Source organism: Microbacterium sp. KNMS (assembly GCF_053851835.1).
The window spans coordinates 107,526-131,631 of record NZ_JBSQBP010000005.1; the positions used below are offsets into that span (position 1 = coordinate 107,526).

Annotated in this window: 23 protein-coding genes; 14 read left to right on the forward strand and 9 right to left on the reverse strand. The window is 73.5% G+C overall.

The genetic code is table 11. From position 1 onward, the window contains the following. Window positions 1-28: 28 nt before the first annotated feature. Complete coding sequence (locus tag ACWXWW_RS04950) at window positions 29-1,090, forward strand: VanZ family protein (RefSeq protein ID WP_455969082.1); 1,062 nt, start codon at window positions 29-31, stop codon at window positions 1,088-1,090. 13 nt (window positions 1,091-1,103) lie between these two features. On the opposite strand, the gene ACWXWW_RS04955 is transcribed toward ACWXWW_RS04950, so the two are convergent. Further along, complete coding sequence (locus ACWXWW_RS04955; protein ID WP_271173421.1) at window positions 1,104-1,238, reverse strand: LAETG motif-containing sortase-dependent surface protein; 135 nt, start codon at window positions 1,236-1,238, stop codon at window positions 1,104-1,106. 81 nt (window positions 1,239-1,319) lie between these two features. Between ACWXWW_RS04955 and ACWXWW_RS04960 the strand changes: the two genes are divergently transcribed. Both ACWXWW_RS04960 and ACWXWW_RS04965 read left to right on the forward strand, forming a co-directional pair. After that, complete coding sequence (locus ACWXWW_RS04960) at window positions 1,320-1,847, forward strand: adenine phosphoribosyltransferase (protein WP_282979267.1); 528 nt, start codon at window positions 1,320-1,322, stop codon at window positions 1,845-1,847. A gap of 78 nt (window positions 1,848-1,925) precedes the next feature. Continuing rightward, the gene (locus ACWXWW_RS04965; RefSeq protein ID WP_455969084.1) at window positions 1,926-3,434 is read left to right on the forward strand and encodes a nucleobase:cation symporter-2 family protein; all 1,509 of its coding nucleotides are present in this window, start codon (window positions 1,926-1,928) and stop codon (window positions 3,432-3,434) included. Between the two features lie 253 nt (window positions 3,435-3,687). Here ACWXWW_RS04965 and pucL read toward each other — a convergent pair whose 3' ends face one another. Genes pucL through ACWXWW_RS04985 form a run of 4 tightly spaced genes read right to left on the reverse strand, consistent with a single transcriptional unit; the run spans window position 3,688 to window position 6,150 of the window. Beyond that, window positions 3,688-4,605, reverse strand: a complete 918-nt coding sequence (gene pucL, locus ACWXWW_RS04970) for a factor-independent urate hydroxylase (protein ID WP_455969086.1) — start codon at window positions 4,603-4,605, stop codon at window positions 3,688-3,690. Between the two features lie 3 nt (window positions 4,606-4,608). After that, the gene (uraH, locus tag ACWXWW_RS04975) at window positions 4,609-4,920 is read right to left on the reverse strand and encodes a hydroxyisourate hydrolase (protein ID WP_455969088.1); all 312 of its coding nucleotides are present in this window, start codon (window positions 4,918-4,920) and stop codon (window positions 4,609-4,611) included. Next, a complete protein-coding gene (gene uraD / locus ACWXWW_RS04980) occupies window positions 4,920-5,474 on the reverse strand; it encodes a 2-oxo-4-hydroxy-4-carboxy-5-ureidoimidazoline decarboxylase (RefSeq protein ID WP_455969089.1) in 555 nt (184 codons plus the stop codon). Before uraD ends, uraH begins: the two co-directional genes overlap by 1 nt. A 52-nt stretch (window positions 5,475-5,526) precedes the next feature. Then, the gene (locus ACWXWW_RS04985) at window positions 5,527-6,150 is read right to left on the reverse strand and encodes a helix-turn-helix domain-containing protein (protein WP_324012930.1); all 624 of its coding nucleotides are present in this window, start codon (window positions 6,148-6,150) and stop codon (window positions 5,527-5,529) included. A 176-nt stretch (window positions 6,151-6,326) separates the two neighbouring features. Here ACWXWW_RS04985 and ACWXWW_RS04990 point away from each other — a divergent pair, with 176 nt between their 5' ends. The 9 genes from ACWXWW_RS04990 (at window position 6,327) to ACWXWW_RS05030 (ending at window position 16,401) form a co-directional block, all read left to right on the forward strand. Further along, the gene (locus ACWXWW_RS04990; protein WP_455969090.1) at window positions 6,327-8,000 is read left to right on the forward strand and encodes an NCS1 family nucleobase:cation symporter-1; all 1,674 of its coding nucleotides are present in this window, start codon (window positions 6,327-6,329) and stop codon (window positions 7,998-8,000) included. Continuing rightward, the gene (locus ACWXWW_RS04995; RefSeq protein WP_324012927.1) at window positions 8,000-8,752 is read left to right on the forward strand and encodes an aspartate/glutamate racemase family protein; all 753 of its coding nucleotides are present in this window, start codon (window positions 8,000-8,002) and stop codon (window positions 8,750-8,752) included. The genes ACWXWW_RS04990 and ACWXWW_RS04995 overlap by 1 nt, the downstream gene beginning before the upstream one ends. Beyond that, window positions 8,749-10,101, forward strand: a complete 1,353-nt coding sequence (gene allB / locus ACWXWW_RS05000) for an allantoinase AllB (protein ID WP_455969092.1) — start codon at window positions 8,749-8,751, stop codon at window positions 10,099-10,101. Before ACWXWW_RS04995 ends, allB begins: the two co-directional genes overlap by 4 nt. Then, window positions 10,098-11,255, forward strand: a complete 1,158-nt coding sequence (locus ACWXWW_RS05005) for an acetamidase/formamidase family protein (protein WP_455969093.1) — start codon at window positions 10,098-10,100, stop codon at window positions 11,253-11,255. The genes allB and ACWXWW_RS05005 overlap by 4 nt, the downstream gene beginning before the upstream one ends. After that, window positions 11,248-12,825, forward strand: a complete 1,578-nt coding sequence (locus ACWXWW_RS05010) for an AtzH-like domain-containing protein (protein ID WP_455969095.1) — start codon at window positions 11,248-11,250, stop codon at window positions 12,823-12,825. Before ACWXWW_RS05005 ends, ACWXWW_RS05010 begins: the two co-directional genes overlap by 8 nt. A gap of 46 nt (window positions 12,826-12,871) precedes the next feature. Next, on the forward strand, window positions 12,872-14,116 hold the full coding sequence (locus ACWXWW_RS05015; protein ID WP_455969097.1) for a pyridoxal-phosphate-dependent aminotransferase family protein: 1,245 nt from the start codon (window positions 12,872-12,874) through the stop codon (window positions 14,114-14,116). Beyond that, entirely contained in the window at window positions 14,113-15,405 is a 1,293-nt protein-coding gene (locus tag ACWXWW_RS05020) for an allantoate amidohydrolase (protein ID WP_455969099.1), read from the forward strand. Before ACWXWW_RS05015 ends, ACWXWW_RS05020 begins: the two co-directional genes overlap by 4 nt. Window positions 15,406-15,502: 97 nt before the next feature. Beyond that, a complete protein-coding gene (locus tag ACWXWW_RS05025; RefSeq protein ID WP_455969100.1) occupies window positions 15,503-15,688 on the forward strand; it encodes a hypothetical protein in 186 nt (61 codons plus the stop codon). After that, on the forward strand, window positions 15,685-16,401 hold the full coding sequence (locus ACWXWW_RS05030) for a hypothetical protein (RefSeq protein ID WP_455969102.1): 717 nt from the start codon (window positions 15,685-15,687) through the stop codon (window positions 16,399-16,401). Before ACWXWW_RS05025 ends, ACWXWW_RS05030 begins: the two co-directional genes overlap by 4 nt. Before the next feature lie 50 nt (window positions 16,402-16,451). Here ACWXWW_RS05030 and ACWXWW_RS05035 read toward each other — a convergent pair whose 3' ends face one another. Next, window positions 16,452-17,885, reverse strand: coding sequence for an NCS2 family permease (locus ACWXWW_RS05035; protein ID WP_374727779.1), 1,434 nt, complete (start codon window positions 17,883-17,885; stop codon window positions 16,452-16,454). A 172-nt stretch (window positions 17,886-18,057) separates the two neighbouring features. Between ACWXWW_RS05035 and ACWXWW_RS05040 the strand changes: the two genes are divergently transcribed. Next, window positions 18,058-18,810: an SDR family NAD(P)-dependent oxidoreductase gene (locus tag ACWXWW_RS05040; RefSeq protein WP_374727761.1), complete on the forward strand. Its 753-nt coding sequence runs from the start codon at window positions 18,058-18,060 to the stop codon at window positions 18,808-18,810. Here ACWXWW_RS05040 and ACWXWW_RS05045 read toward each other — a convergent pair. From ACWXWW_RS05045 to ACWXWW_RS05055, 3 genes are read right to left on the reverse strand one after another with little or no spacing between them, the layout of a single operon-like run. Then, window positions 18,795-21,521, reverse strand: coding sequence for a molybdopterin-dependent oxidoreductase (locus ACWXWW_RS05045; protein ID WP_455969104.1), 2,727 nt, complete (start codon window positions 21,519-21,521; stop codon window positions 18,795-18,797). The genes ACWXWW_RS05040 and ACWXWW_RS05045 overlap by 16 nt on opposite strands. Continuing rightward, the gene (locus tag ACWXWW_RS05050) at window positions 21,518-22,354 is read right to left on the reverse strand and encodes an FAD binding domain-containing protein (protein ID WP_455969106.1); all 837 of its coding nucleotides are present in this window, start codon (window positions 22,352-22,354) and stop codon (window positions 21,518-21,520) included. Before ACWXWW_RS05050 ends, ACWXWW_RS05045 begins: the two co-directional genes overlap by 4 nt. Continuing rightward, window positions 22,345-23,454, reverse strand: coding sequence for an XdhC family protein (locus tag ACWXWW_RS05055; protein WP_455969108.1), 1,110 nt, complete (start codon window positions 23,452-23,454; stop codon window positions 22,345-22,347). The genes ACWXWW_RS05050 and ACWXWW_RS05055 overlap by 10 nt, the downstream gene beginning before the upstream one ends. A 74-nt stretch (window positions 23,455-23,528) precedes the next feature. On the opposite strand from ACWXWW_RS05055, the gene ACWXWW_RS05060 reads away from it, so the two are divergent. Further along, window positions 23,529-24,083, forward strand: a complete 555-nt coding sequence (locus ACWXWW_RS05060) for a nucleotidyltransferase family protein (RefSeq protein WP_271173445.1) — start codon at window positions 23,529-23,531, stop codon at window positions 24,081-24,083. Window positions 24,084-24,106 lie beyond the last annotated feature (23 nt).

Below are 24,106 nucleotides of genomic sequence, written 5' to 3' on the forward strand. Positions count from 1 at the left end.
GTCCAGGGTAGGGGCTCGGATAGCGTGGATGCCTGTGAACGGTCAGGTGCTCCCCGCTGTCGTCGCCGTCCTGCTCGGGGCGGTGTTCGCGGTGCTGCTGTTCGTGCCGTTCGTCGCCGTGCAGTATCGGCGGGAGGGCCGGCTCACCCTCCGGCAGCTGCTGCTGTGGGGCGCCTTCCTCGTCTACGGCCTCGCGCTGTGGACGTACACGCTGCTTCCGCTCCCCGACCCCGACGCGATCCGCTGCGCGGCGCCGCAGCTGCGGCCGTTCCAGTTCGTCGACGACATCCTCGACTACCCGGTCGGCTCGCTCTCCGCCCTGCGGCACAATCCCGCGGTCATGCAGGTCGCGCTCAACGTGCTCCTGTTCGTGCCGCTGGGGTTCTTCCTGCGCCTCATCTGGCGGCGCGGCGTGCTCGTCTCGACGCTCGTCGGGTTCGGGCTGTCGCTCGCGATCGAGACGACCCAGGTCACGGGCGTCTGGGGCATCTACCCCTGCGGGTACCGTCTGTTCGACGTCGACGACCTGCTCGCCAACACCGCGGGAGCCCTGCTCGGCGGTGCCCTGTCGCTCGCGGTGCGCCCGCTTCTCGCCCGCCGCGACGCACGGCCCGCGGCAGACGCCCCGCGCCCGGTGACGATCTGGCGGCGCCTGCTCGGCATGCTGTGCGACGTGCTCGCGGTCGCGCTGACCGGCGGCGCGGCGGGGATCGCGGTGAACGCGTGGCAGCTCTACGTCGTCGGCGCCCCGGCTGCGCAGCTGGATCCCGCCGCCCCGAACGCCGCGGCGACCGCCGTGCCCTTCGTCCTCCTGGGGGCAATCGTCCTCGTGACGGGCGGCACGGTGGGCGACCACGCCGTCCTCGTCCGGTGGGAGGGCGGGGTCGGGCCCGCGCCGGCGGCCCGCGCGCTGCGCTATCTCGCGGGCATCGGCGGCTGGCAGCTCCTCGGCATGCTGACGTCGCCGCTCGACGCGCTGTTCGCCGTGGCGAGCATCGTCGCGCTCGTCATCGCGACCGAGCGCGGCGGACTGCCGGGCGTCGTCTCCAGGATGCGCCCGGTGGATGCGCGCGCAGGGGCTCGGGTCTAGGCGGCCCCGCGCGTCACTGCCGGCGGCGGAGGACCAGGAGCCCGGCGCCCGCGAGCACGAGCACCACGGCGCCGCCCACGATCCAGGGCACGAGGTCGTTGCCGGTGCTCGCCAGCGCGGTCGAAGCGGAGAGGAGGGTCGTCGTCACGCGCCCAGTCTGCCTCATGCCCGCCCCGAACCGGGAGCACCGCACCCGCGGCCGTCCAGGCGGCGCCGGTAGCCTGGGCAGGTGAACGACGCCCTCGCCCGTGCCGAATCGCTCATCGACCTCACCCCGGACTACCCGGAGCCGGGCATCCTGTTCCGCGACATCTCGCCGCTGCTGGCCGACCCCGAGGCCCTCCGCGTCGCGTGCGCCGCGCTCGTCGAGCCGTTCGAGGGCCGGTTCGACATCGTCGGCGGCATCGAGGCGCGCGGGTTCCTGCTCGCGGGGTATGTCGCGGCCGTTGCCGGAGTCGGGGTGCTGCCGATCCGCAAGGCCGGGAAGCTGCCCAAGCCGGCGGCCGCCGTGTCGTACGACCTCGAGTACGGGTCGGCGGCGATCGAGGCGCCGGGCGTCCTCAAGCCGGGGGAGCGCGTCCTGCTCCTCGACGACGTGCTCGCGACCGGCGGGACACTCGCGGCCGCCCAGCAGCTCATCCGGGACCTCGGCGCCGAGGTGGCCGGGTCGGCCGTCGTGCTCGAGCTCGTCGATCTGGGCGGCCGGGCCGTCGCGGGCGACGTGCACACGCTCTTCACGGCGCACGAGTCCGCCTGACGCGGCCCGTGAGGCGCTCGTCATGAAGTGACTCCTTCACGAAACGCCCGGGCAACACCGCGTCATTAGCGTCGCGGCATGACGACCTCCTCCCGCGACGCGAACACCGTCGACTCGATCCCGCCGCTCGCGCGGCTGTTCCCTCTCGGCCTCCAGCACGTGCTCGCGATGTACGCGGGCGCCGTCGCCGTCCCGCTCATCGTCGGCGGCGCGATCGGCCTCGGCGGCGCCGACCTCGCGTACCTGATCAGCGCCGACCTCTTCGTCGCGGGCATCGCGACGATCGTGCAGTCGATCGGGTTCTGGCGGTTCGGCGTGCGCCTGCCGCTCATGCAGGGCGTCACCTTCGCCGCGGTCGGCCCCATGATCGCGATCGGAACGCAGCACGGCATCACGGCGATCTACGGTGCGACCATCGCCTGCGGCCTCTTCATGATCCTCGTCGCGCCGTTCTTCTCGCAGCTCCTGCGCTTCTTCCCGCCGCTCGTCACCGGCACCGTCATCCTCATCATCGGCCTGTCCCTCATGGACGTCGCGGCCGGCTGGGTGATCGACGGCGCGGAGGACGGCGCTGCCGACCCGCTGAACCTCGCCTTCGCGGCTGGGACCCTGCTCTTCATCGTCCTCGTCGAGCGGTTCGCTCCGCGGGCGCTCGCCCGCATCTCCGTGCTCCTGGGGCTCGTCGTCGGCACCCTCGCCGCACTCGCCGTCCCCGGGATGGTCGACTGGTCGGGCGTGGCCGACACGGCGTGGTTCGGCATCGTCACGCCGTTCCACTTCGGACTGCCGACCTTCGAGATCGCCTCGGTCGTCTCGATGCTCGTCGTGGGCCTCGTCATCATGACCGAGACGACGGGCGACATGATCGCCGTCGGCGAGATCGTGGAGCGCCCCGTGGGCCGTCGTCAGCTCGCCGACGGGCTGCGCGCCGACGGGCTCGGCACCGTCATCGGCGGTGTCTTCAACACCTTCCCCTACACCGCGTTCGCCCAGAACGTGGGGCTCGTCTCGCTCACGGGCGTGCGCTCGCGCTGGGTCGCGACGATGGCGGGCGGGATCCTCGTCGTCCTCGGCCTGCTGCCGCCGGTCTCGGCGATCGTCGAGGGCGTCCCGCGGGCCGTGCTCGGCGGCGCGGGGATCGCGCTGTTCGGGATGGTCGCGGCCAGCGGCATCCGGACGCTCGCGAAGGTCCGCTTCGACAACCGCAACGTGCTCGTCGTCGCGGTCTCGGTCGGCGTCGCCCTGCTGCCGACGGTCGCGCCGGAGATCTACGCGCGCTTCCCCGACGCGTTCACGCTCATCTTCGACTCGGGCATCTCTGCGGGCGCGATCGCGGCCATCCTCCTCAACCTCCTGCTGAACTCGCGGTCGGCGAAGGAGAAGTACGGCGCCGACCCGGTCGTGGGGTCCTACGACGGCGTGCGCTCGACCGCCGCGATCGCCCTCGTCTCCTCCGAGGCCGTGGGGGCGGGTCTCACCCCTGTGCGGTTCCGCGACGAGAGCGGTCAGGAGCTGCCGGCCGTCGACAAGGACGGCAACCCCGTCGAGGCGCACGTCGCGGCGCCCGAGGGCGACCCCGGCCGCTGAACGGCCGCCCTCCCCGACACCTGGGCGAGCAGGGTCTCGCCGGGGTCGCACTTCGCGTCCGTAAGGGGGCTTTTGGGGACGCGGAGTGCGACCTGGGCGAGGAGGGTCTTGTCCGGGTCGCAGTTCGCGTCCGTAAGGCGGCTTTTGGGGACGCGGAGTGCGACCTGGGCGGGAGAGGCGGGGGAGAAGAGAGGACGACGGACTGGAGGGAGGGGCAGACCGAGGGACGAACCGACCGAGGAGCGGCGCGACGTCAGATGAACGTCGGGACGTCGGCCCAGGCCGCGGGTGCGTCGTCGATGCCGTCGCGCACGACCGTCCCCTCGATGAGCCCGTAGGGGCGGTCGTCGGCGATGAACACCTCGCCCTCGTTCTCGAGGTCGAAGCGCGCGAGGTCGTAGAGGAAGTGGTGCCGGTTCGGCATCGCGAAGCGGATCTCCGCGAGCTCTGGCCGCGCCTCGATCGCCGCGCGCCCCATCGCGAAGAGGGTCTGCTGCAGGGCGAGCGAGTGCACGACGGCGAACCGCTCGAGGAGCACGGCCGTGACCTCCTCGTACACGCCGTTGTAGTCCACGCCCTCCGCGACCGCCTCGGGCAGGAAGCGCCAGCGCGCCGTGACCGACGTCGCCATGATGCGGTCGTCGGTCTCGGCGAGGGTCGTGAACGGCGTCCTCGGGAACCCGCGGAACTCCGATCCCGTCGACTTCAGGACGACGAGGTCCTTCACGCCGCCGAGGACGTGGGTGCCGCCATCCGCGACCTGGACGGCGGCGAGCCGCGTCCCCCGCCCCGTGCGGACGAACGCGTGATCGTGGCCGGAGCCGTCGACGACGATGCGCTCCCACACGTGCTGCTCGGCCTGCCACAGCCCGCCCTCCACCCATTCGAACTCGGTCGTGAAGTGCTCGGCGAGGAGGGAGAGGAAGCGCTCGGGCGAGCCCACGCCGTGCGTCTTCGCGAACGCGAACACCGTGTTCTTCTGCGTGTCGGTGGCGATGACCTTCGCGTTGTCGCCGGTCAGGAACGAGTCGGCGAACGCCTCGCCGCGCAGCTGCGAGGTGACCGTGAGGTCCTCGATCTCGTGCCGGGCGGTGTCCCGCGTGATCCGCACGAGGCGGTTCTCGGCCTTGCCGTACTTGTGCGGTCCCAGGTGCACGGACACGTCGCTCATGGATCAGCTCCCTCGATAGGTGGAGTACGCGAACGGGCTCAGCAGGAGCGGCACGTGCGCGTGCGGCTCGCCGTCGACCCGGAAGGCGACGGCGACGGACGGATAGAACGCCTCGACGCCGCGCGCCGCGAACCACGCGCCGGTGTCGAAGACCAGCGTGTGCTCGCCCGCGCCGAGCTTTCCCAGCGCCGCGCGCCCGTCGGCGTCGGTCTCGGCCGTCGCGACGACGGCGCCCGCCGTGCGCACGGCGACGGCCATGCCGGCCGCAGGGCGTCCGCTCGCGGCATCCAGCACATGCGTCGTCAGCTCGGTCATCAGATCTCCTCGGATGGCGCGGCAGATGGCGCGGTCTCGGATGGCGCGGCGGCGGATGGCGCGGCGAAGGCCGCGCGGATGCGGGCGAGGGCGATCTCGAGGAGCTGCCCGCACGCCTCGCGGACCTCGGCGGCGTCGTCGTTCGCGAGCCGGCGGTCGAGCTCGCCGAGCATCTCGACGGGGGAGCGGCCCGCGGCGCGGATGAGGAACACCCGGCCGAAGCGCGCCTCGTAGGCCGCGTTGCCCTCGGCCATGCGCGCGGCGACCTCGGCGTCGGCGTCGGCCATGGCCGCCTGCTCGCGCCGGGAGGCGGCCGCCTCCGCACTGTCTCCCGTCGGACGATCGCCGATCCGCGGATGGCGCGCGAGCGCCGCGTCGAGCTCGCCCTCACCCCAGGTCGCGGCCTCCTCGGCCGCCCTCGCGAGCAGCGCGTCGAGCGACCCGTGCGGTCGGGACGCGACGAGCGCGTCGACCCAGCTCGGGACATCCGCCCACACCCGCGCGACCGCCGCGGCGTCGGGAGCGGGCGCGCGGTCGAAGTCCTCCAGGAGCATGCCGCCACGCTAGGGGCGGCGTATTTCGGCGCGGTAACGCGCGGCGGTTCGCTCAGTCGGCCGAGGGCGGATGGACGATGAGCCAGCGGGCGACGGCGGGTTCATCGCCCGTGTTGTGCAGGCGGTGCGGCTTGTCGCAGGGGTACCGGATGGTGTCGCCCGCGCGCAGCACGACGACCTCGTCCGAGAAGTCGATCGTGAGCTCGCCGGAGAGCACCTCGCCGACCTCGTACCCCTCGTGGCGGAAGAGCTGGTCCTTCGACGACGCCGTGCTGCCGGGCGGGTAGATCGACTCGAAGTAGTCGATGCCGGGGCTGTCGCCGGGAGCGAGGCGGCGGAAGACGACGCCTCCGCCGAGCTCGAGGTACGCGGCGTCCGCGGCGCGCTCGAGAGCGTACGACCCGTCGTCGGGCCCCGTGGCGACCGACCCGGAGAGCACCGTGGCGAGCGGGACGCCGAGGGCGTCGGTGATCGCGATGAGGCGCGAGACGCTCGGCTGCATGACGCCGCGCTCGATCTGCGAGACCGCGCTCGTGGAGATCCCGAGGCGCCGGGCGAGGGCGGATACCGAGAGCCCGGTGAGCGTCCGGGCCTCGCGAAGCCGGCGCCCCACGAGGGTGCGCGGGTCGGGTGCGTCCCCGACGCCGGCAGCGGGTCCGGGGGCCGAGAGGGTCACGCCGACATGCTAGCCCGCGCCGCAAGCGAGCCGCGGTCGGGATTTACGCCGCCGAAACATGAGGGACACGGCGCGGGAAACGTGAAGGGATAACTTCACACCACGCCTCTCGTCCGGCAAGCCTCCATCGGCCGGAGCACCACCGACACCGCATCCTCCTCTCGAAAGGCACCATCGTGTCGCAGAGCAGCTCCCCCACCCGGCCGCAGGACGTCGTGGAGGCCGCGGGCCACCCCGTCGGCTCCGGCAACATGCGCCCCGGCTACGACCCCCGCCTCGCCAACGAGGACCTCGCCCCGCTGCGCCGCCAGCGCTGGACGAGCTACAACATCTTCGCGTTCTGGATGAGCGACGTGCACTCCGTCGGCGGCTACGTCACCGCCGGCTCCCTGTTCGCGCTCGGCATCGCGAGCTGGCAGGTCCTCGTCGCCCTCGTCGTCGGCATCCTCATCGTCCAGTTCTTCACGAACCTCGTCGCGAAGCCGAGCCAGCGCACGGGCGTGCCCTACCCCGTCGTCAACCGCTCCCTCTTCGGGGTCAAGGGCGCGAACATCCCGGCCATCGTCCGCGGCGTCATCGCGATCGCCTGGTACGGGGTGCAGACGTACCTCGCCGCCGAGTCCCTCACCATCGTCTTCCTCAAGTTCATCCCGGCGTCGGCCGCGCTCCTCGAGCCGAGCTTCCTCGGCCTCGACGCGCTCGGCTGGATCTCGTACGCGATCCTCTGGGTCGCGCAGGCCGCCGTCTTCTGGAACGGCATGGAGGCCATCCGCCGCTTCATCGACTTCGCGGGCCCCGCCGTGTACGTCGTGATGATCGTCCTCGCGGTGTATCTCGTGAGCCAGGCGGGCTGGGAGAACATCAGCCTCGACCTCTCGAGCGGCGAGCCCCTCGACCTGTGGGCCTCGATCCCCGTCATGCTCTCCGCCATCGCGATCGTCGTGTCGTACTTCTCGGGGCCGATGCTGAACTTCGGCGACTTCGCGCGCTACGGCCGCAGCTTCCGCGCCGTGAAACGCGGCAACCTCTGGGGCCTGCCCGTCAACTTCCTCTTCTTCTCGATCCTCACGGTGGTGACGGCGTCGGCGACCGTGCCGGTCTTCGGCGAGCTCATCACCGACCCCATCCACACGGTCGAGCGCATCGACCACTCGTTCGCCATCCTGCTCGGCGGGCTGACCTTCGTCACCGCCACGGTCGGCATCAACATCGTCGCGAACTTCATCTCGCCGGCGTTCGACTTCTCGAACGTCGCGCCCCACCGCATCTCGTGGCGGATGGGCGGGATGATCGCGGCCGTCGGGTCGGTGCTCCTCACACCCTGGAACTGGTACGCGAACGACCAGGCCATCCACTACACGCTCGGCATCCTGTCGGCCCTCATCGGCCCGCTGTTCGGCATCCTCATCGCGGGGTACTACGTGGTGGCGCGTCAGCGGATCCGCGTCGACGACATGTACACGATGTCCGAGCAGGGCGCCTACTGGTACCGCCGCGGCTACAACCCGAACGCGCTGTGGGCGGTCGCGGGCGCGGGTGTGCCGACCATCCTCCTCGCGATCGTGCCCAAGTCCCTCGTGTTCGCCGGAGCGATCGACCCCGCGTGGGGCGCGATCGGCGACTTCACGTGGTTCATCGGGTGCGGTCTCGGCTTCGCCATCTTCACGCTGCTCGAGCGCGCCCGACCGACCGTCCCCGTGTTCGACGGCGAGACCGCCGGCGTCTCCGACGGCACGGCAGAGGACGTGCTCGAGGAGTACCCCGACACCGCGACCGCCTCGCTGGCGGTCGCGCAGGCCGAGGCCGCGCTCGCGGCCTCCGACGAAGAAGAGGACGCCCAGGTCCGCTGATGCGCATCACCCTCATCAACCCCAACACCTCCCGGGCCATGACGGCCAAGATCGCCGCCGCGGCCCGGGAGGCGGCCGCCCCCGACGTCGAGGTCGTCGCCGTGTGCCCCGCGGAGGGCGACGGCCCGGCCGCGATCGAGAGTCACCTCGACGAGGTGCACGCGGCGGCCGCGGTCGTCGACGCCATCCGGCGCGACCAGGCGGCGGGCGGCAGCGACGGCTACATCGTCGCGTGCTTCGGGGACCCCGGCCTCGACGCCGCGCGCGAGCTCGTCGACGCACCCGTCGTCGGGATCGCGGAGGCCGCGATGCACGTCGCCGCCCTCACCGGGCGGACCTTCGGGATCGTCACGACGCTCTCGCGCACGCTCGGCCGCGCCGAGGACCTCGTGCTCCGCTACGGGTTCGAGCGCGCGTGCGTCGCCGCCTACGGCACGGGCATCCCCGTCCTCGACCTCGAGGAGGCCGACCCCGCGGCCGTCGAGCGCATCGCCGCGTGGTGCGAGCGCGTCGCGTGGGAGGACCGCGCCGACGCCGTCGTGCTCGGCTGCGCAGGCATGGCCGACCTCTGCGCGCACCTGTCCGAGCGCGTGGGCGTCCCGGTCGTCGACGGCGTCGCCGCGGCGGTCGGGCTCGTCTCGGCGATGGCGCGGATGGGTGTCGGCACGAGCAAGCGCGACGAGTACGCGACGCCGCCGCACCGCGAGCCCCTGGCGCGCGACGCGGCTGTCGCGGGGAGCGTGACCGCATGAGCGGCCCGGTCTCTGCCATCGCCGCGCGGCGCGTGCTCGTGGGCGGCGCCTTCGCGGCCGCCACCGTGCGCATCGCCGACGGCCTCGTGGCCGGCGTGGAGCCGTACGACCCCGACGCCGAGGTCGTGCTCGCCGACGCGGAGGTGCTGCTCCCTGGCCTCGTCGACAGCCACGTGCACCTCAACGAGCCGGGGCGCACCGCGTGGGAGGGCTTCGCCACCGGCACGGCGGCGGCCGCCGCGGGCGGCGTGACGACGCTCGTCGAGATGCCGCTCAACTCGGTGCCCGTCACGACGACGCCCGCCGCGCTCGCCGCGAAGCGGCGGGCCGCGGCCGGCAAGCTCGCGGTCGACGTCGCGTTCTGGGGCGGCGCCGTGCCCGAGAACCTCGGCGCCCTCGGCGCTCTGCTCGACGCGGGGGTCGTCGGTGTGAAGTGCTTCCTCGCCCCGAGCGGGATCGACGAGTTCGGGCACCTCGACGCCGCTCAGCTGGAGACGGCGCTCGCCGAGCTCGCCGCGCGCGACGGCCTGCTCATCGCGCACGCCGAGCTCGAGGAGCACCTGACCGAGGCCGCGGGCCCCGTGTTCACCGATTTCGTGGCATCCCGCCCTCCTCGCGCGGAGGTCGAGGCGATCCGCCTCGTGATCGAGGCGGTCCGGCGGACCGGGGCCCGCGTGCACATCGTGCACGTCTCGGCCGCGGAGGCGCTCGACCTCGTGCGCGCGGCCCGCGCCGACGGCGTCCGCATCACCGTGGAGACGTGCCCGCACTACCTGACCCTGCGCGCCGAGGAGCTGCCGGACGGCCAGGGCCGCTTCAAGTGCTGCCCGCCCATCCGAGACGGCGCGAACCAGGACGCCCTGTGGGCGGGCGTCCTCGACGGCACGATCGCGGCGATCGTGAGCGACCACTCGCCCGCGACCTTCGATCTCAAGGGCGTCGCCGACCTCGGGCTCGCGTGGGGCGGGATCGCGGGTGTGCAGACCGGGCTGTCGGCCGTGTGGACCGAGGCGCGCCGCCGCGGCCTGCCGCTCGAGGCCATCCTGCCGGCGTTCACGACCGGGCCAGCGGACCTCGTGCGCCTGGGCGACCGAGGCCGCATCGCCCCGGGAGCGCCGGCCCACCTCGTCGTGTTCGACCCCGAGGCCGAGTACGTGCTCGATGCCGCATCGCTCGCCTACCGGAACCCCATGTCGCCGTGGGAGGGCGCGCGTCTGCGCGGGATCGTCCGAGAGACCTACCTGCACGGCGAGCTCATCCACGCGCACGGCACCGGACTGCGCGCACGACGCGGGCACGAGGTGCTCGCCCCCACGACGACCGCGACCCTGACGGAGGCCAGCGCATGACCATCGACACCGCCGAGCGGAACCGGTTCGGAGCGGCCGCAGCGCCGGCGCGCTTCGCCGACATCCCGATCCTGCAGCCCGGTCGCGGCCTGCCCGACGGCGCGACGTACCTGACGTCGTCGCCCGAGACCGTGCGGTGGGGGCGGCTCCCGAGCGGCGAGGACGAGCCCGTCCTCACGATCGCGTCGGGCGAGACGATCATCGTCGACACGGTCAGCCACGAGGGGCTGCTGCCCGACCAGGGCCAGGACCCGGTCGCGTTCTTCGCGCAGCACGGCGTCCCCGCGGGCGCCGTCCTCGACGACGCGGTCGCGATCGCCGCATCGGTGCCGCGCGACCCCGTCGCCGACGGCCCGCACGTCGTCACCGGTCCCATCCGCGTGGAGGGCGCGCAGCCGGGCGACCTCCTCCGGATCACCGTCGTCGCGCTCGAGCCGCGGGTTCCGTACGGCGTCATCTCGAATCGACACGGCAAGGGGGCGCTGCCCGGCGTGCTGCCGCGCAGCGGCCGGACGGTCAGCGTCTTCGCCCCGGTCGAGGAGCGCGCAGGCGGCCTCGTCGCAGCGCTCCCCGCGACCGAGGGCGGAGCGCGCGACGTCGTCTTCCCGCTCGCGCCGTTCCTCGGCACGATGGGCGTCGCGCCGGCCGGGCCGGAGCGCGCGCATTCAGTCCCGCCCGGTGCGCACGGCGGCAACATCGACATCAACCTCCTGACGGCGGGCTCGTCGCTCTACCTCCCCGTGCAGGTCGAGGGCGCGCTCGCGTACGTGGGCGACCCCCACTTCGCGCAGGGCGACGGCGAGGTCGCGCTCACGGCGCTCGAGGCCTCGCTGCGGGCGACCCTCCGCTTCGACGTCGTGCCCGCCGCCGCGGCCGAGCGCGCCTTCGGGCGCATCGCCGGCCCGCTCGTGCGCACGGCCGACCACCTCGTCCCGACGGGCCTCGACCCGGATCTCGACGCGGCGATGCGGGTGTGCACGACGGAGGCGATCGCGCTTCTGCAGGCGCGATGGGGGATGGACGAGCATCTCGCCTACGCCTACCTGTCGGCGGCGGTCGACTTCGACATCTCGCAGGTCGTCGACGTCGTGTGCGGCGTGCACGCGCGAATCCGCGAGGCCGACTTCGCCGCGATCGAGGCCGCCGATGCGTGACGCGACGGCCGTGCAGGCGCCACCGCGGATCCCGGGCGACGAGACGGTTCCGGCCGAGCTGCTCGACGCGTTCCACGCGTACGAGCGGGCCGTGGTCGCGAACGACCTCGATGCGCTCGATGCGTGGTTCGACGACGCCCCCGACACGCTGCGCGGAGACGAAGGCGGCCTCCTCGTGGGGCACGACGCGATCAGCGCGTTCCGCGCGCAGCGGGGCGGAGTCGCGCCGCGCGCCATCGAGCGGATCGAGCACCGTCCGCTCGCCGACGGGACGGCCCTGCTCGTCTCTGTCTCGCGCTTCGACGCGGGCGGGCGAGGGCTGCAGACCCAGATCTGGCGCCGCAGGGCGGCAGGATGGCGCATCGTCGCGGCGCACGTCTCCGCGCGGCCGCGGGCGTTCGACCGCGCGATCTGGCGCGAGGTCGGCGAGCCCCTCGCGCCGGCGGCGGCCGACGGCCCCCTCTCGGGCCTCTCGTTCGCGGTCAAGGACCTCTTCGCGATCGCCGGGAGCAGGGTCGGCGCGGGCAATCCCGCCTACCTCGACGAGGCACGGCCCGCCACGACGACCGCGCCCGCCGTGTCGACCCTGCTCGGCGGGGGCGCTGCGCTGCGCGGGATCGCGCGGACCGACGAGTTCGCCTACTCGATCGCGGGCGACAACGCGCACTACGGCACCCCGCCGAACGGGGCCCTCCCCGGGGCTCTCCCCGGCGGGTCGTCGAGCGGGCCCGCGTCGGCCGTCGCGCTGGGCCAGGCCGACATCGGCCTCGCGACCGACACCGCGGGCTCCATCCGCGTGCCGGCGTCCTATCAGGGGCTGTGGGGCCTGCGGACCACGCACGGCCGGGTCCCGCGACGCGGCGTGCTGCCGCTCGCGCCCGCGTTCGACACGGTCGGATGGCTCACGCGCGACGGCGAGACGCTCGAGCGGGTGGTCTCGTGGTGCCTCGACGGCGACGCCGAGGCGCCGCTGCCGTGGCGCTTCCGCGTCCCCGTCGAGGCGCTCGAGCTCGCCGAGCCCGCCGTGCGCGAGGCGTTCGAGGAGCTGCTCGCGGCGCTCGGCCGCACCGCGCCGATCGAGCGCGTCTCGATCGGCGACCTCGCGGCCTGCCACGAGCGGTTCCGCACGGTCCAGGCCGCCGAGGCCTGGCGGGTGCACGGGGCGTGGCTGGGCGCGCATCCCGGGGCGCTCGGCGGAGCCGTCGCCGCCCGCTTCGCCGCCGCGGCGGAGGTGACCCCGTTCGCCGAGCAGGCGGCGCGCGAGCAGCTGCGCCCGTTCGCCGCGCGCGTGCGCGCGCTCGTCGGTGACGCGGTGCTGATCCTCCCCGTCGTCCCCGGCCCCGCGCCGTCCCGCACCGTCGAGCCCGACGAGATCGACGCCATCCGCACCGCCACCCTCCGGCTCACGGCTCCCGCCGCGGTGGCGGGAGCGCCCTCGATCTCGGCTCCGCTCCTGACCGTCCCGTCCGCCCTCGGTCCTGCTCCCGTCGGGGTGGGGCTCATCGGGCGGGCCGGCTCCGACCTCTCCCTCGTCCGCCTGGCGCGGGCGCTCGCCGACGCCGTGTCGTGAGCCCGCGCCGTCCCCTCCCGACCGCCCCACTCGGAAGCAGCACATCATGACGATCACCGCCCCGCTCGACCCGCCCGCCCGCCTCCTCATGGGCCCCGGCCCCATCTCGGCGTATCCGCGCGTCCTGCGCGCGATGTCGGCGCAGCTCGTCGGGCAGTACGACCCGTTCATGACCGCGACGATGCGCGAGACGCAGGAGCTCTACCGTCGCGTGTGGGCGACGCGGAACGACGCGACGCTTCTCGTCGACGGCACCGCGCGCGCCGGCATCGAGGCGGCGCTCATGTCGCTCATCCGCCCGGGCGACCGGGTGCTCGTGCCGGTCTTCGGGCGGTTCGGGCATCTGCTCGCGGAGATCGCGGAGCGCGCGCTCGCCGAGGTGCACGTCGTCGAGGTCCCGTGGGGCCAGGTGGTGCCGACCTCGCTCATCGAGGAGGCCGTCGCGCGCGTGAAGCCGGCGGTGCTCGCGCTCGTCCAGGGCGACACCTCCACGACGATGAACCAGCCGCTCGACGAGATCGGCGCGATCTGCGAGCGGCACGGCGCGCTCTTCTACACCGACGCGACGGCCTCGCTCGGCGGGAACGCGTTCCTCGCCGACGCCTGGGGGGTCGACGCCGCCACCGCGGGGCTCCAGAAGTGCCTCGGCGGGCCCAGCGGCTCGGCGCCGCTCACGCTCTCGGAGCGCGCCGTGTCGGTCATCCGCTCGCGCTCGCGCGTCGAGGCGGGCATCCGCGAGGACGCCGACGCGAGCGCCGCCGACTTCGTCCGCACGAACTACTTCGACCTCGGCATGATCCTCGACTACTGGGGGCCGCGACGCCTCAACCACCACACCGAGGCGACCTCGATGCTCTACGCGGCGCGGGAGTGCGCGGCCGTGCTCCTCGAGGAGGGGCGCGAGGCGGTGATCGAGCGGCACCGGCTGGCGGGTGCCGCGATGCTCGCAGGGGTCCGCGGTCTCGGGCTGGGCGTCTTCGGCGATGTCGCGCACCGGATGAACAACGTCGTCGCGGTCGAGGTCCCGGATGGCGTGCCGGCGGACGCCGTGCGCGAGGCGCTGCTCGACGACTTCGGCGTCGAGATCGGCACGTCGTTCGGGCCGCTGCACGGCCGGGTCTGGCGGATCGGCACGATGGGCTACAACGCGCGCAAGGACGCGGTGCTCGTCACGCTCGCGGCGCTCGAGGCGGTCCTGCGCCGCTTCGGCGTCGCCGTCGCTGCGGGCGGCGGGGTCGAGGCAGCCGGCGACGTCTTCCGCGCCGCGGTGCGCGAGGAGGTGCTCGCATGATCGTCTCGCGTCTCGCGCTCTCGACCGAGCAGATCGCCGCGGCCGCCCGCCGCGTCATGGCGCGCTGCGACGAGCTCGCGCGGATCAGCGCCGACAGCGGAGCCATCACGCGCGTGTACCTCTCGCCCGAGCACGCGCGGGTGAACGCGCTCGCCGACGCGTGGATGCGCGAGGTCGGGATGACCACCCGGCAGGACGCCGCGGGCAATCAGCTCGGGCTCCTCCCCGCGGCCGATCCCGACGCGCCCGTGCTCATGCTCGGCTCGCATCTCGACACCGTGATCGACGCGGGGCGCTTCGACGGCATCGTCGGCGTGCTCATGGCGATCGAGGTCGTGCGCATCCTCCGGGTCGCGTCGGCGGACGGCGGGTGGCGGTCGCCGTTCCCGTTCGGGATCGAGGTGGCGGCGTTCGCCGACGAGGAGGGCACGCGCTTCGGACGCGCGCTGCTCGGGTCGTCGGCCGTCGCGGGCACCTGGGACGACGCCTGGTGGGATCTGGAGGACGCCGACGGGATCACGCTCCGCGACGCGCACCGCGCCTTCGGACTGGACGCGGCCGCCATCCGCGACGCCGCACGCGCCCCCGGGCAGCTCGTCGGCTACCTCGAGGCGCACATCGAGCAGGGGCCCGAGCTCGATCGGCGCGACGAGCCGCTCGCCGTGGTGTCGTCGATCGCCTCGGCGCGGCGGTTCCAGGTGGTCGTCGAGGGCGAGGCCCGTCACGCGGGCGGCACGCCCTACGACATGCGGCGCGACGCCCTCCTCGGAGCCAGCGAGGCGGCTCTCGCTGTCGAGCGCATCTGCTCATCGGAGCACCACATCATCGGCACCGTCGGGCAGCTCGAGGCGTTCCCGGGGGCGGTGAACGTCATCCCCGGCGAGACGCGGATGAGCATCGACCTGCGCGGCGAGTTCGACGGCGCGCGCGACCGCGTGTGGGAGCGGATCTCCCGCGAGCTCGACGAGATCATGGGCAGGCGACGGCTCAGCTGGCACGCGCGCGAGGTGCACAGCGCCCCCGCGCTCTTCTGCGCACCGCTCCTGCAGGACGTCGTGCGCGAGGGCATCCGCGCGAGCGTCGCGAGCGCCGAGCCGGCGTCGCTGTTCAGCCCGGCCGGGCACGACGGGATGACGCTGGGCGCGCTGACGGATGTCGGGATGCTCTTCCTGCGCAATGCGGACGGCATCAGCCACCACCCGGCCGAGTCCGTCCTCGGCGGCGACGTCGCGCTCGGCATCCGCGCGCTCGCGGAGGCCGTCGCGCACCGCGGCGCCGAGCCGAGCTGACCGGCGTCCTGCCGCGTGTTCCCCGTCTCGAGCCATTGCGGGAGAATGTCCGCAGTCGGTGGTGAGATCGTCTCAAGGCTGAACGAAGGAGGGTCGCATGGCTCCGGTCATCAAGCATTCCCGGGAGGAGCTCCTCGCGCAGCGGCGTGCGTTGGAGGAGGCCGTCGGCATGTCCGCGGCGGAACTCAAGGAGTATCACCGGACGCACTCGTTGAGCGGCGAGCAGTGGGAGGCTCTCTGGGCGATCCAGGACCTCGACTTCCTGCTCGGCGAGAGCGAATGAGCGAGGCGGAGCGTCTCGACGCCGCGTCCGCCGCGTTCGCGGCCGACGTCGAGACGCTCCTTCGAGCCACGTTGCCGGGAGAGCACGAGGTCCGCTCACGAGAAGAAGGCGGGCGATACGTCGTCTCCCCACCCGTGGGACCGAGCTCCAAGCCTGCCACGGTACCCCTCTTCGTCGACGGCGAGGAGCTCGCGAAGCTGCACTTCAGCTTCCGCCTCGGAGTTGACAGCGCGGGGGAGTACCTCAAAGCGACCCGGGCCGACTTCCATGTCCTCTCGACGTTGGACTCGAAGCCTCTTGCGAGGTTGGAGTACCAGTCGGACATCCACACTGCGCCGATCGCCCACTGGCAGGTGCATGGCGAACGGGGCGCTCTGACGCACCTGATGACTCACGCCAACACCGTGCGTCCGCGACAGGTCGCCCGACCCCACGACATGTCTTCGCTGCATTTTCCCGTCGGCGGCGAGCGATTCCGCCCGTGCCTTGAGGATTTCATCGAGTTCCTCATCCGAGAACTCGGTGTCGACCGAGTCAGCGGGTGGGACGACGCGATCGCCTCAGGACGAATGGCTTGGCGACGCAAGCAGCTGCGTGCAGCAGTGCGCGATCTGCCCGCTGAGGCCGCCGACATCCTTCGGACGCTCGGCTGGCATGTCGCCCCACCTGGCGACCAGATCTTCGCGAACGAGGCTGTGCTGACGAAGTGGTGACGTCGAAGGCGCGCCCTCGGACATCCGGGGGCACGCCTTCGGAGTGAGCGCTACGCCCCGAGCAGCGCCCGGATCGGCTCGATCGTGAAGTACACGACGAAGAGCGCGCCGACGAGCCACATGAGCCAGTGCACGTCGCCGACCTTGCCGCGGGCGAGCTTCACGATGATGTAGGCGATGAAGCCCGCGCCGATGCCGTCGGCGATCGAGTACGTGAACGGCATGATGACGATCGTGAGGAAGGCCGGCAGGGCGACCTCGATGTTCTTCCAGTCAATGCCGGCGACCTGCGTGAGCATGAGGAAGCCGACGAGCACGAGCGCGGGGGCTGCGGCCTCGTAGGGCACGAGCGCGACGAGCGGCGCGAAGAGGGTCGAGAGCAGGAACGCGATGCCGGTGACGACCGACGCGAGGCCGGTTCGCGCGCCGTCGCCGACCCCCGCGGTCGACTCGACGAAGGCGGTGTTCGAGGACACCGAGCCCACGCCGCCCGCGACGGCGCCGAGCGAGTCGACGATGAGGATCTGCTTCGTGCGCGGCGGGTTGCCGTTCGCGTCGAGCAGCTTCGCCTCGGCGCCGATCGCGACCATCGTGCCCATGGTGTCGAAGAAGTCGGCGAGCAGCAGGGTGAAGACGAGCAGCACGAGGGTGACGATGCCGATGCTCTGCACCGAGCCGAGCAGGTTGAACTGCCCGATGAGGGAGAAGTCGGGCACGGCGATGACGCCCGAGAACGTCGGGGGCGAGTTGAAGCCGCCGGGGTTCTCGTCGCCGCGCGCGCCGATGTGGAGGGTGTTCTCGAGGAGGATCGCGAGCGCGGTCGCGACGAGGATCGAGATGAGGATGGCGCCCTTCACCCGGCGCGCGTGCAGGACGATCGCGAGGACGAGCCCCACGACGAAGACGAGGATCGGCCACGTGCCGAGGTTGCCGAGGGCGAGGATGGTCGCGCCGTCGCCGGTCACGAAGCCCGCGTTCGCGAGGCCGATGAGCGTGATGAACAGGCCGATGCCCGCCCCGATCGCGGTCTTCAGCGGCGTCGGGACGGCTCGGAAGACGGCCTCGCGGAACCCGGTGAGCACGAGGAGCAGGATGAGCAGGCCCTCGATCACGATGACGCCCATCGCGTCGGCCCAGGTCACGCCAGGGATCGCGGCGATCGAGTAGGTCACGACCGCGTTGAGGCCGAGGCCCGCCGCCATCGCGAGCGGGAAGTTCGCCACGACGCCCATGAGGATCGACATGATGCCCGCGATGAGAGCGGTCGCCGACGCGATCATGCTGAGGTTCGGAGCGTCGCCGCCGCCGAGGAACTCTCCCGTGCCGTCCGCCGACGTGCCGATGATGAGCGGGTTCAGCACCACGATGTACGACATCGCGAAGAAGGTGACGAGGCCGCCGCGGATCTCGGTGCCGACGGTCGAGCCGCGCTCGGTGATGCGGAAGAAGCGGTCGAGGGCGCCGCGGGGCGCAGGGGTGCTCATCATAGGGTCATCGTTCCATCGGGGTGAGGGGTGGAGCCGCACGGGTCACGGGTTCAGGATGGCAGTTGCGGGCTGCGCGCGCATCGACCCGCCTGTCTTCGACAGGCGTAGTCTAGATGTCAGGATTCATGCAAAGGCATGGATCTTCGCGCAGGAGATCGAAGGGAACATTATGTCATTCGACGGAAGGGTCGCCCTCGTCACGGGCGGCGGATCGGGCATCGGCGAGGCCATCGCGAAGGACCTGGCGGCCCACGGCGCGAAGGTCGTCGTGACCGACATCGACCTGGATGCCGCGCAGCGCGTGGCCGACGACATCGCCGCTGCCGGGGGCGAGGCCGCGGCGTTCCGCGCCGACACCTCGGTCGCCGAGGACAGCGAGAAGGCGGTCGCGTTCGCCAAGGAGACGTTCGGCCGCCTCAACTACGCGGTCAACAACGCCGGGATCGGCGGCCGCCAGGCGCCGACCGGCGAGATCGACGTGGACGACTGGAACCGCGTCATCGGCATCAACCTCGACGGCGTGCTCTACGGCATGCGGCACCAGATCCCCGCCATGCTCGAGGCCGGAGCCGGCGAGAGCGCGATCGTGAACATGGCGTCGATCCACGGGATGGTCGCCGCACTCGGCAACTCCGCGTACACGGCCTCGAAGCACGCGGTCGTCGGCCTCACGAAGAACGCCGCCGCCGAGTACGGCGCGCAGGGGCTGCGCATCAATGCGGTCGGGCCCGGCTACATCGACACCCCGCTTCTGCAGAAGCTGCCCGCCGAGGCGCTCGAGGCGCTCAAGGCCAAGCACCCGCTCGGGCGGCTGGGCCGGGCAGAGGAGGTCGCGAAGGTCGTCCGGTTCCTCCTCTCAGACGACGCGTCGTTCGTGACCGGCGGCTACTACCTCATCGACGGCGGCTACACCGCCGTCTGACCGTCCTGCAGCAGCCGCCACACGCGCTCGCGGGTGAACGGCTGATGGAAGGGGCGCCGGCCGATGGCGCGCGCGATCGCGTTGCCGATGGCCGGCGCCACGGGGTTGTAGGGGGACTCGCTCATCGACTTGGCCCCGAACGGGCCGAGCGCGTCGGCGGTGTCGGCGAAGAGCACCTCGGTGTCGGGGATGTCGGCCGACTGCGGAACCCGATACGTACGGAACATCGGATTCCGCACGACCCCGTCCTCGACGAGCACCTCCTCGTAGAGTGCCCCGCCGATGCCCTGGGCGACGCCTCCCTCGACCTGGCCGCGGCACTGCGCGGGGTTCATGACGAAGCCCGCGTCGGCCGCGTGGACCGACTTCAGGATGCGGACGACGCCGGTCTCCGGGTCGACGGCGACGCGGACGGCGTGCACGTCGAACGCGAGGGAGCGGCGGTCGCCGTGCTCCTCGCCGGCCGCGGTGATCCCGTCGGGCCCCGCGAGCTCCGCGAAGGGGATGACGCCCGCCGGGGTCGCGACGCCCTCGGCCGTGGGCGCGCACTCCGCCGGGGAGGCGCCCGTGCGCGCGGCAGCGAGCCCGACCATCCGCTCGCGCAGCGCGAGGCAGGCGGCGTGGAGCGCCTTGCCGGCGACGGTCGTGCCGGCCGACGCGAACGCGCCGGTGTCGTGCGGAACGAGCGCCGTGTCGGCGTGGGCGAGCCGGATCATGGAGAGCGGCACGCCGAGCGCGCTCGCCGCGATCTGCCGGTGGACGGTGGTCGTGCCGTTGCCGAACTCGGCCGTGCCCGTGCGCAGCTCGAAGACCCCGTCGGGCCGCAGCGATGCCGACGCGTGCGCCACGTGGCCGAAGGGCGCCATCGTCGCGATCATGGCGGCGGCCATCCCCTCGCCGACGAGCCAGCCGTCGGGCGCGGGCTCGCCGTCACCGCGCTGCATCGCCTCCTGGGCGAGGTCGAGGCACTGATCGAGCCCGTAGCTGCCCCACACGAGGTCGTCCTCGACGTGGCCGTCGGCCGCGAGGATCGGGTCCCCCTCGCGCACGGCGTTGCGGCGCCGGACCTCGAACGGATCGAGACCGAGCCGCTCGGCGAGCATGTCCATGGCCGACTCGATGCCGAGCATGACCTGCCCGAGGCCGTATCCGCGGAAGGCCCCCGACGGCGGGTTGTTCGTGTAGACGACCTCGGCGTCGAGCCGGAGCACGGGCGTGCGATAGATCGTGACCGACTCGGCGACGCCGTGGAAGAGCACGCCGAGCGCGTGGTTGCCGTACGCGCCGGTGTCGCTCAGCACGTCGAGGCGCATCGCCGTGAGCCGGCCGTCGGCATCCGCGCCCAGCTCGACGCTCACGCGCATCGGATGCCGCACGGGCGCGCGGAGGAACTCGTCCGCGCGGGAGAACTCGTATGCGACGGGGCGCCCCGTGCGCAGCACGGCGAGCGCGACGAGGTCCTCCGCGAGGAGCTCCTGCTTGCCGCCGAAGCCGCCGCCGACGCGGGGCGCGAAGACGCGGACGCGCTCGCGCGGCAGCTCGAGGATGCGCGCGAGCTCGTCGCGGGTGAGGAACGGGACCTGCGTCGACGAGCGGATGGTCAGGACGTCGCCCTCGAGCCATCCGACCGCGCCGTGCGTCTCGAGCTGCGCGTGCGACGTGCGCGACGTCTGCCAGGTGCCCGCGACGGTGACGGCGCTCGCCGCGAGCGCGGCGTCGATGTCGCCGCCCCGCCCCGTGTGGACGGCGCCGACGACGTTGCGCGCGGCATCCGCGACGCGGTCGTCGGGCGTGCGGTCGGAATGGATGGCCGGAGCACCCGGTGTGCGCGCGGCCTCGGGGTCGAAGACGGCGGGGAGCGGCTCGTAGGCGACCGCGATGAGGCCGCAGGCGCGCTCGGCCGCCGCCGCGGTCTCGGCGACGATGGCCGCGACGCGCTGGCCGATGTGCCGCACGACGTCGTCGAGCATGCGCGTGTCGTCGGGGTCGTCGGTGCGGTGCTCGTGGCGCCCCGTCGAGTAGCGGATGCCGGGCACGTCGCGGTGCGTGAAGACCGCCACGACGCCCGGCACCGCCTCGGCCGCGGTCGTGTCGATGGACGTGATGCGGGCGTGCGCGTGGGGCGACGACAGGACGCGCAGGATGAGCGCCCCGTCCGGCACCTCGTCGAACGTGTACGGCTCGCGCCCCTGCACGATCCGGCGGGCGGCCTCCGGCACGACGGACCGGCCGACGCCGCCGGCCTCCTCCTGGGACGAGCCGGGCCCGGTCTCGCGCACGGCCGTGAGCGTCGACGCGATCGCCTCGCGGATCGGGCGGTATCCCGTGCAGCGGCAGAGGTTGCCCTTGAGGCGCCGGTCGAGGTCGCGCTCGTCGCCCGGGTGCAGGCACGACGCGGTCACGCTCATCCCCGGCGTGCAGAACCCGCACTGGAACCCGAACCCGGTCGCGAGCGCCTCCTGCACGGGGTGGAGCTCGTCGCCCGGAGCGAGCCCGGCCGCCGTCGTGACCGCGACGCCCTCCGCGCGCACGGCGGGGATGAGGCACGAGTGGACAGGGACGCCGTCGACGAGCACGCCGCACGCGCCGCAGTCGCCGGCATCGCAGCCCTTCTTCACCTCGGTGTGCCCGTGCTCGCGCAGGAGCGTGCGCAGGCACTGACCGGGGCGCGGATCGGCGTCGACGGGGGAGCCGTTGACCGTGAACCTCATTCCGCGTCTCCTTCCGCGAGGGCCGCGCGGCAGCGCTCCGCGAGGACGACCGAGACGCCGCGGCGCCAGTCGGCGGCGCCCAGGGGGTCGGTGTACCAGCCCTGGGCCCCGGCCACCGCGGCCCTCAGGTCGGCCGCGCTCGGGAGGGATGGCCAGCGCAGCACGACGGGGCGCTCGACGCTCGCCGTGATGCCGAACACCGCGGCTCCGCCCTCGTCCACCCGGCCGGTCACGACGGCGCCCGAGCGTCCGAGCTCGGCGAGCGCGATCCGACGCAGCGCGGCCCGCGACCGCAGGGCCCGCGCGGGGATGTCGATGGCGCGGATGATCGCTCCCGCACCGAGCGAGCTGAGGCCGTTCCCTGCCGGGATCTCGGCCACGGGCATCCGGCGCTCGCCTCCGTCGGGGGTCCAGATGAGCGCCTCGGCGTCGAGGGCCGCGCCGAGCGCGACCATGGCCGCCGCGGCGTAGGACTGGGCGATGTTGCCGCCGACCGTCGCGCGGTTCCAGATCTTGAAGGAGGCGAGGAGAGCGTGCGCGGCGTCGGCGAAGAGCGGCACGGCCGTCCAGGTCGGATCGGGGCGCAGCGCGTCGCGGCCCTCCGCGAACGCGACGAGGCGCGCGATGGGGCAGGTCGCGCCGATGCGCAGGCCGTCGGCCGACGGCTCGAGATCGGGCCAGCCGAGCGTCGTGAGGTCGACGAGCCCCGTGATGAGCGGGCTCGGCGCGCTGAAGAGCAGCGTGCCGCCCGCGAGCGGCACCTCGCCCGGCGCGAGGGCGAGGTCGGCGCGCGAGCGTGCGCGCCGGTAGGTCTCGACGGCGTTCAGATCCATGACGCCCGCTCCGCCTCGCGTCGGACGTCGCGGGGCGCGGAGATGCAGGCCTCGGCCGCCGGGCGGTCGCGGTGCAGCGGCCCGGTCCGCTCGCGCAGCGGCGCGCCGGTTCCCCCATGCCGGGCGGCGAGGATCTCCGCGAGGATCGCGACCGCCGTCTCCTCGGGCGCGGAGCCGCCCAGATCGAGCCCGAGCGGGGCGTGCAGCCGCGCGAGGTCGGCGTCGGAGACGCCCTCCGCTCGCAGGAGCTCGGCGCGCCGCGCGACGGTCGCGCGGGCGCCGAGCGCACCGACGAACCCGATCGGCAGGGCGAGGGCCTGGCGGATGGCCGGCACGTCGAGCCGCGCGTCGTGGGTGAGCACGCACACGGCCGTGCGCGCGTCGACCGCGCTCTCCGGAAGGCGCGCGAGGTGCTCGTGCGGGAGGGCGACGACGAGGTCGTCGGCATCGGGGAACCGCTCGCGCGTGACGAGCAGCTCCCACGGATCGACGACGGTCACCGCGAAGCCCGCCGCCGCGCCGACACGGCAGAGCGCCGCGGCGTGCTCGGTCGCGCCGGCGAGGATGAGGCGCGGTCGCGGGGCGCTCGAGACCGCCAGCACCGCCGGACGGCCGACGACCCGCGTCTCGGCGAGGAGCGCCGCGGCATCGAACGCGGCCGACGACGCGGGGCCGAGGTCGCGCGAGGCCGCGATCCGACCGCGGTCCGCGCCCTCCAGGACGATCCCGGCGGTCGCCGCGCGGCCATCCGCCGCCCGCTCGAGCGCCCGCATCGCGACGGGGTCGGCGGCGCGGACCTCGTAGGCGATGACGTCGACCTGGCCGCCGCACGCGAGGCCCGCCGCGTGCGCCGTCCGGTCGTCGAAGCCGAAGGTCGCGGTGCGGGCGACGCCGTCGGCCAGCACGGCGTGCGCGAGGACGACCGCGTCGCCCTCGACGCATCCGCCCGAGATCGAGCCCACGACCTCGCCCTCATCCGTCACGGCCATCGACGCGCCGAGACCCCGGGGCGCGCTGCGCGCGACGCGGGTCACGGTGATCACGGCGGCGCGTCGGCCGCGCGCGAGCCGATCGAGGAGAGCCGACGCGAGTTCGAGCATGCTCCACGCTATCCCTCCGCATGTTTCACGGAGAAGACAGGAGCGCTGTGAGATCGGCGCGCTACGGTCGGAGGATGGCGGGGATCTGCGGGATCGTGCTCGCGGGCGGCGCCGGCACGCGCTTCGGCGGGCCCAAGGCGCTCGCGCGCACGGCGGATGGCACGCCCTGGCTCGCCCGCGTCGTCGCGGCGCTCGAGGAGGGCGGCTGCGATCGCGTGGTCGTCGCCCTCGGAGCGCGGGCCGCAGCGGCGCGCTCCCTCGTGCCGGATCGCGCCGACATCGTCGTGGCATCCGACTGGCAGGACGGCATGTCCGCCACCCTGCGCTCCGCGCTCGCCGCGTCTGCGGGCGCGGACGCGGTCGTCGTCGCGACCGTCGACGTCCCCGAGCTGCCGAGCACGGCCGTCCGGCGCGTGCTCGCGGCCGCGGGCGATCCGCCGACCGCCCTCGCGCAGGCCGTCTACCGGGGCCGGCCCGGCCATCCGGCCGTCATCGGCTCCGCGCACGTCGACGCGCTGACGGCCTCGCTGTCGGGCGACCGGGGAGCGCGCCCCTACCTCGTCGCGAACCGCGTGCGCGAGGTCGAGTGCGGCGGCCTGTGGTCGGGCGAGGACATCGACACGCGCTGAGGGAGGCGAGAGACGCCGAAGTG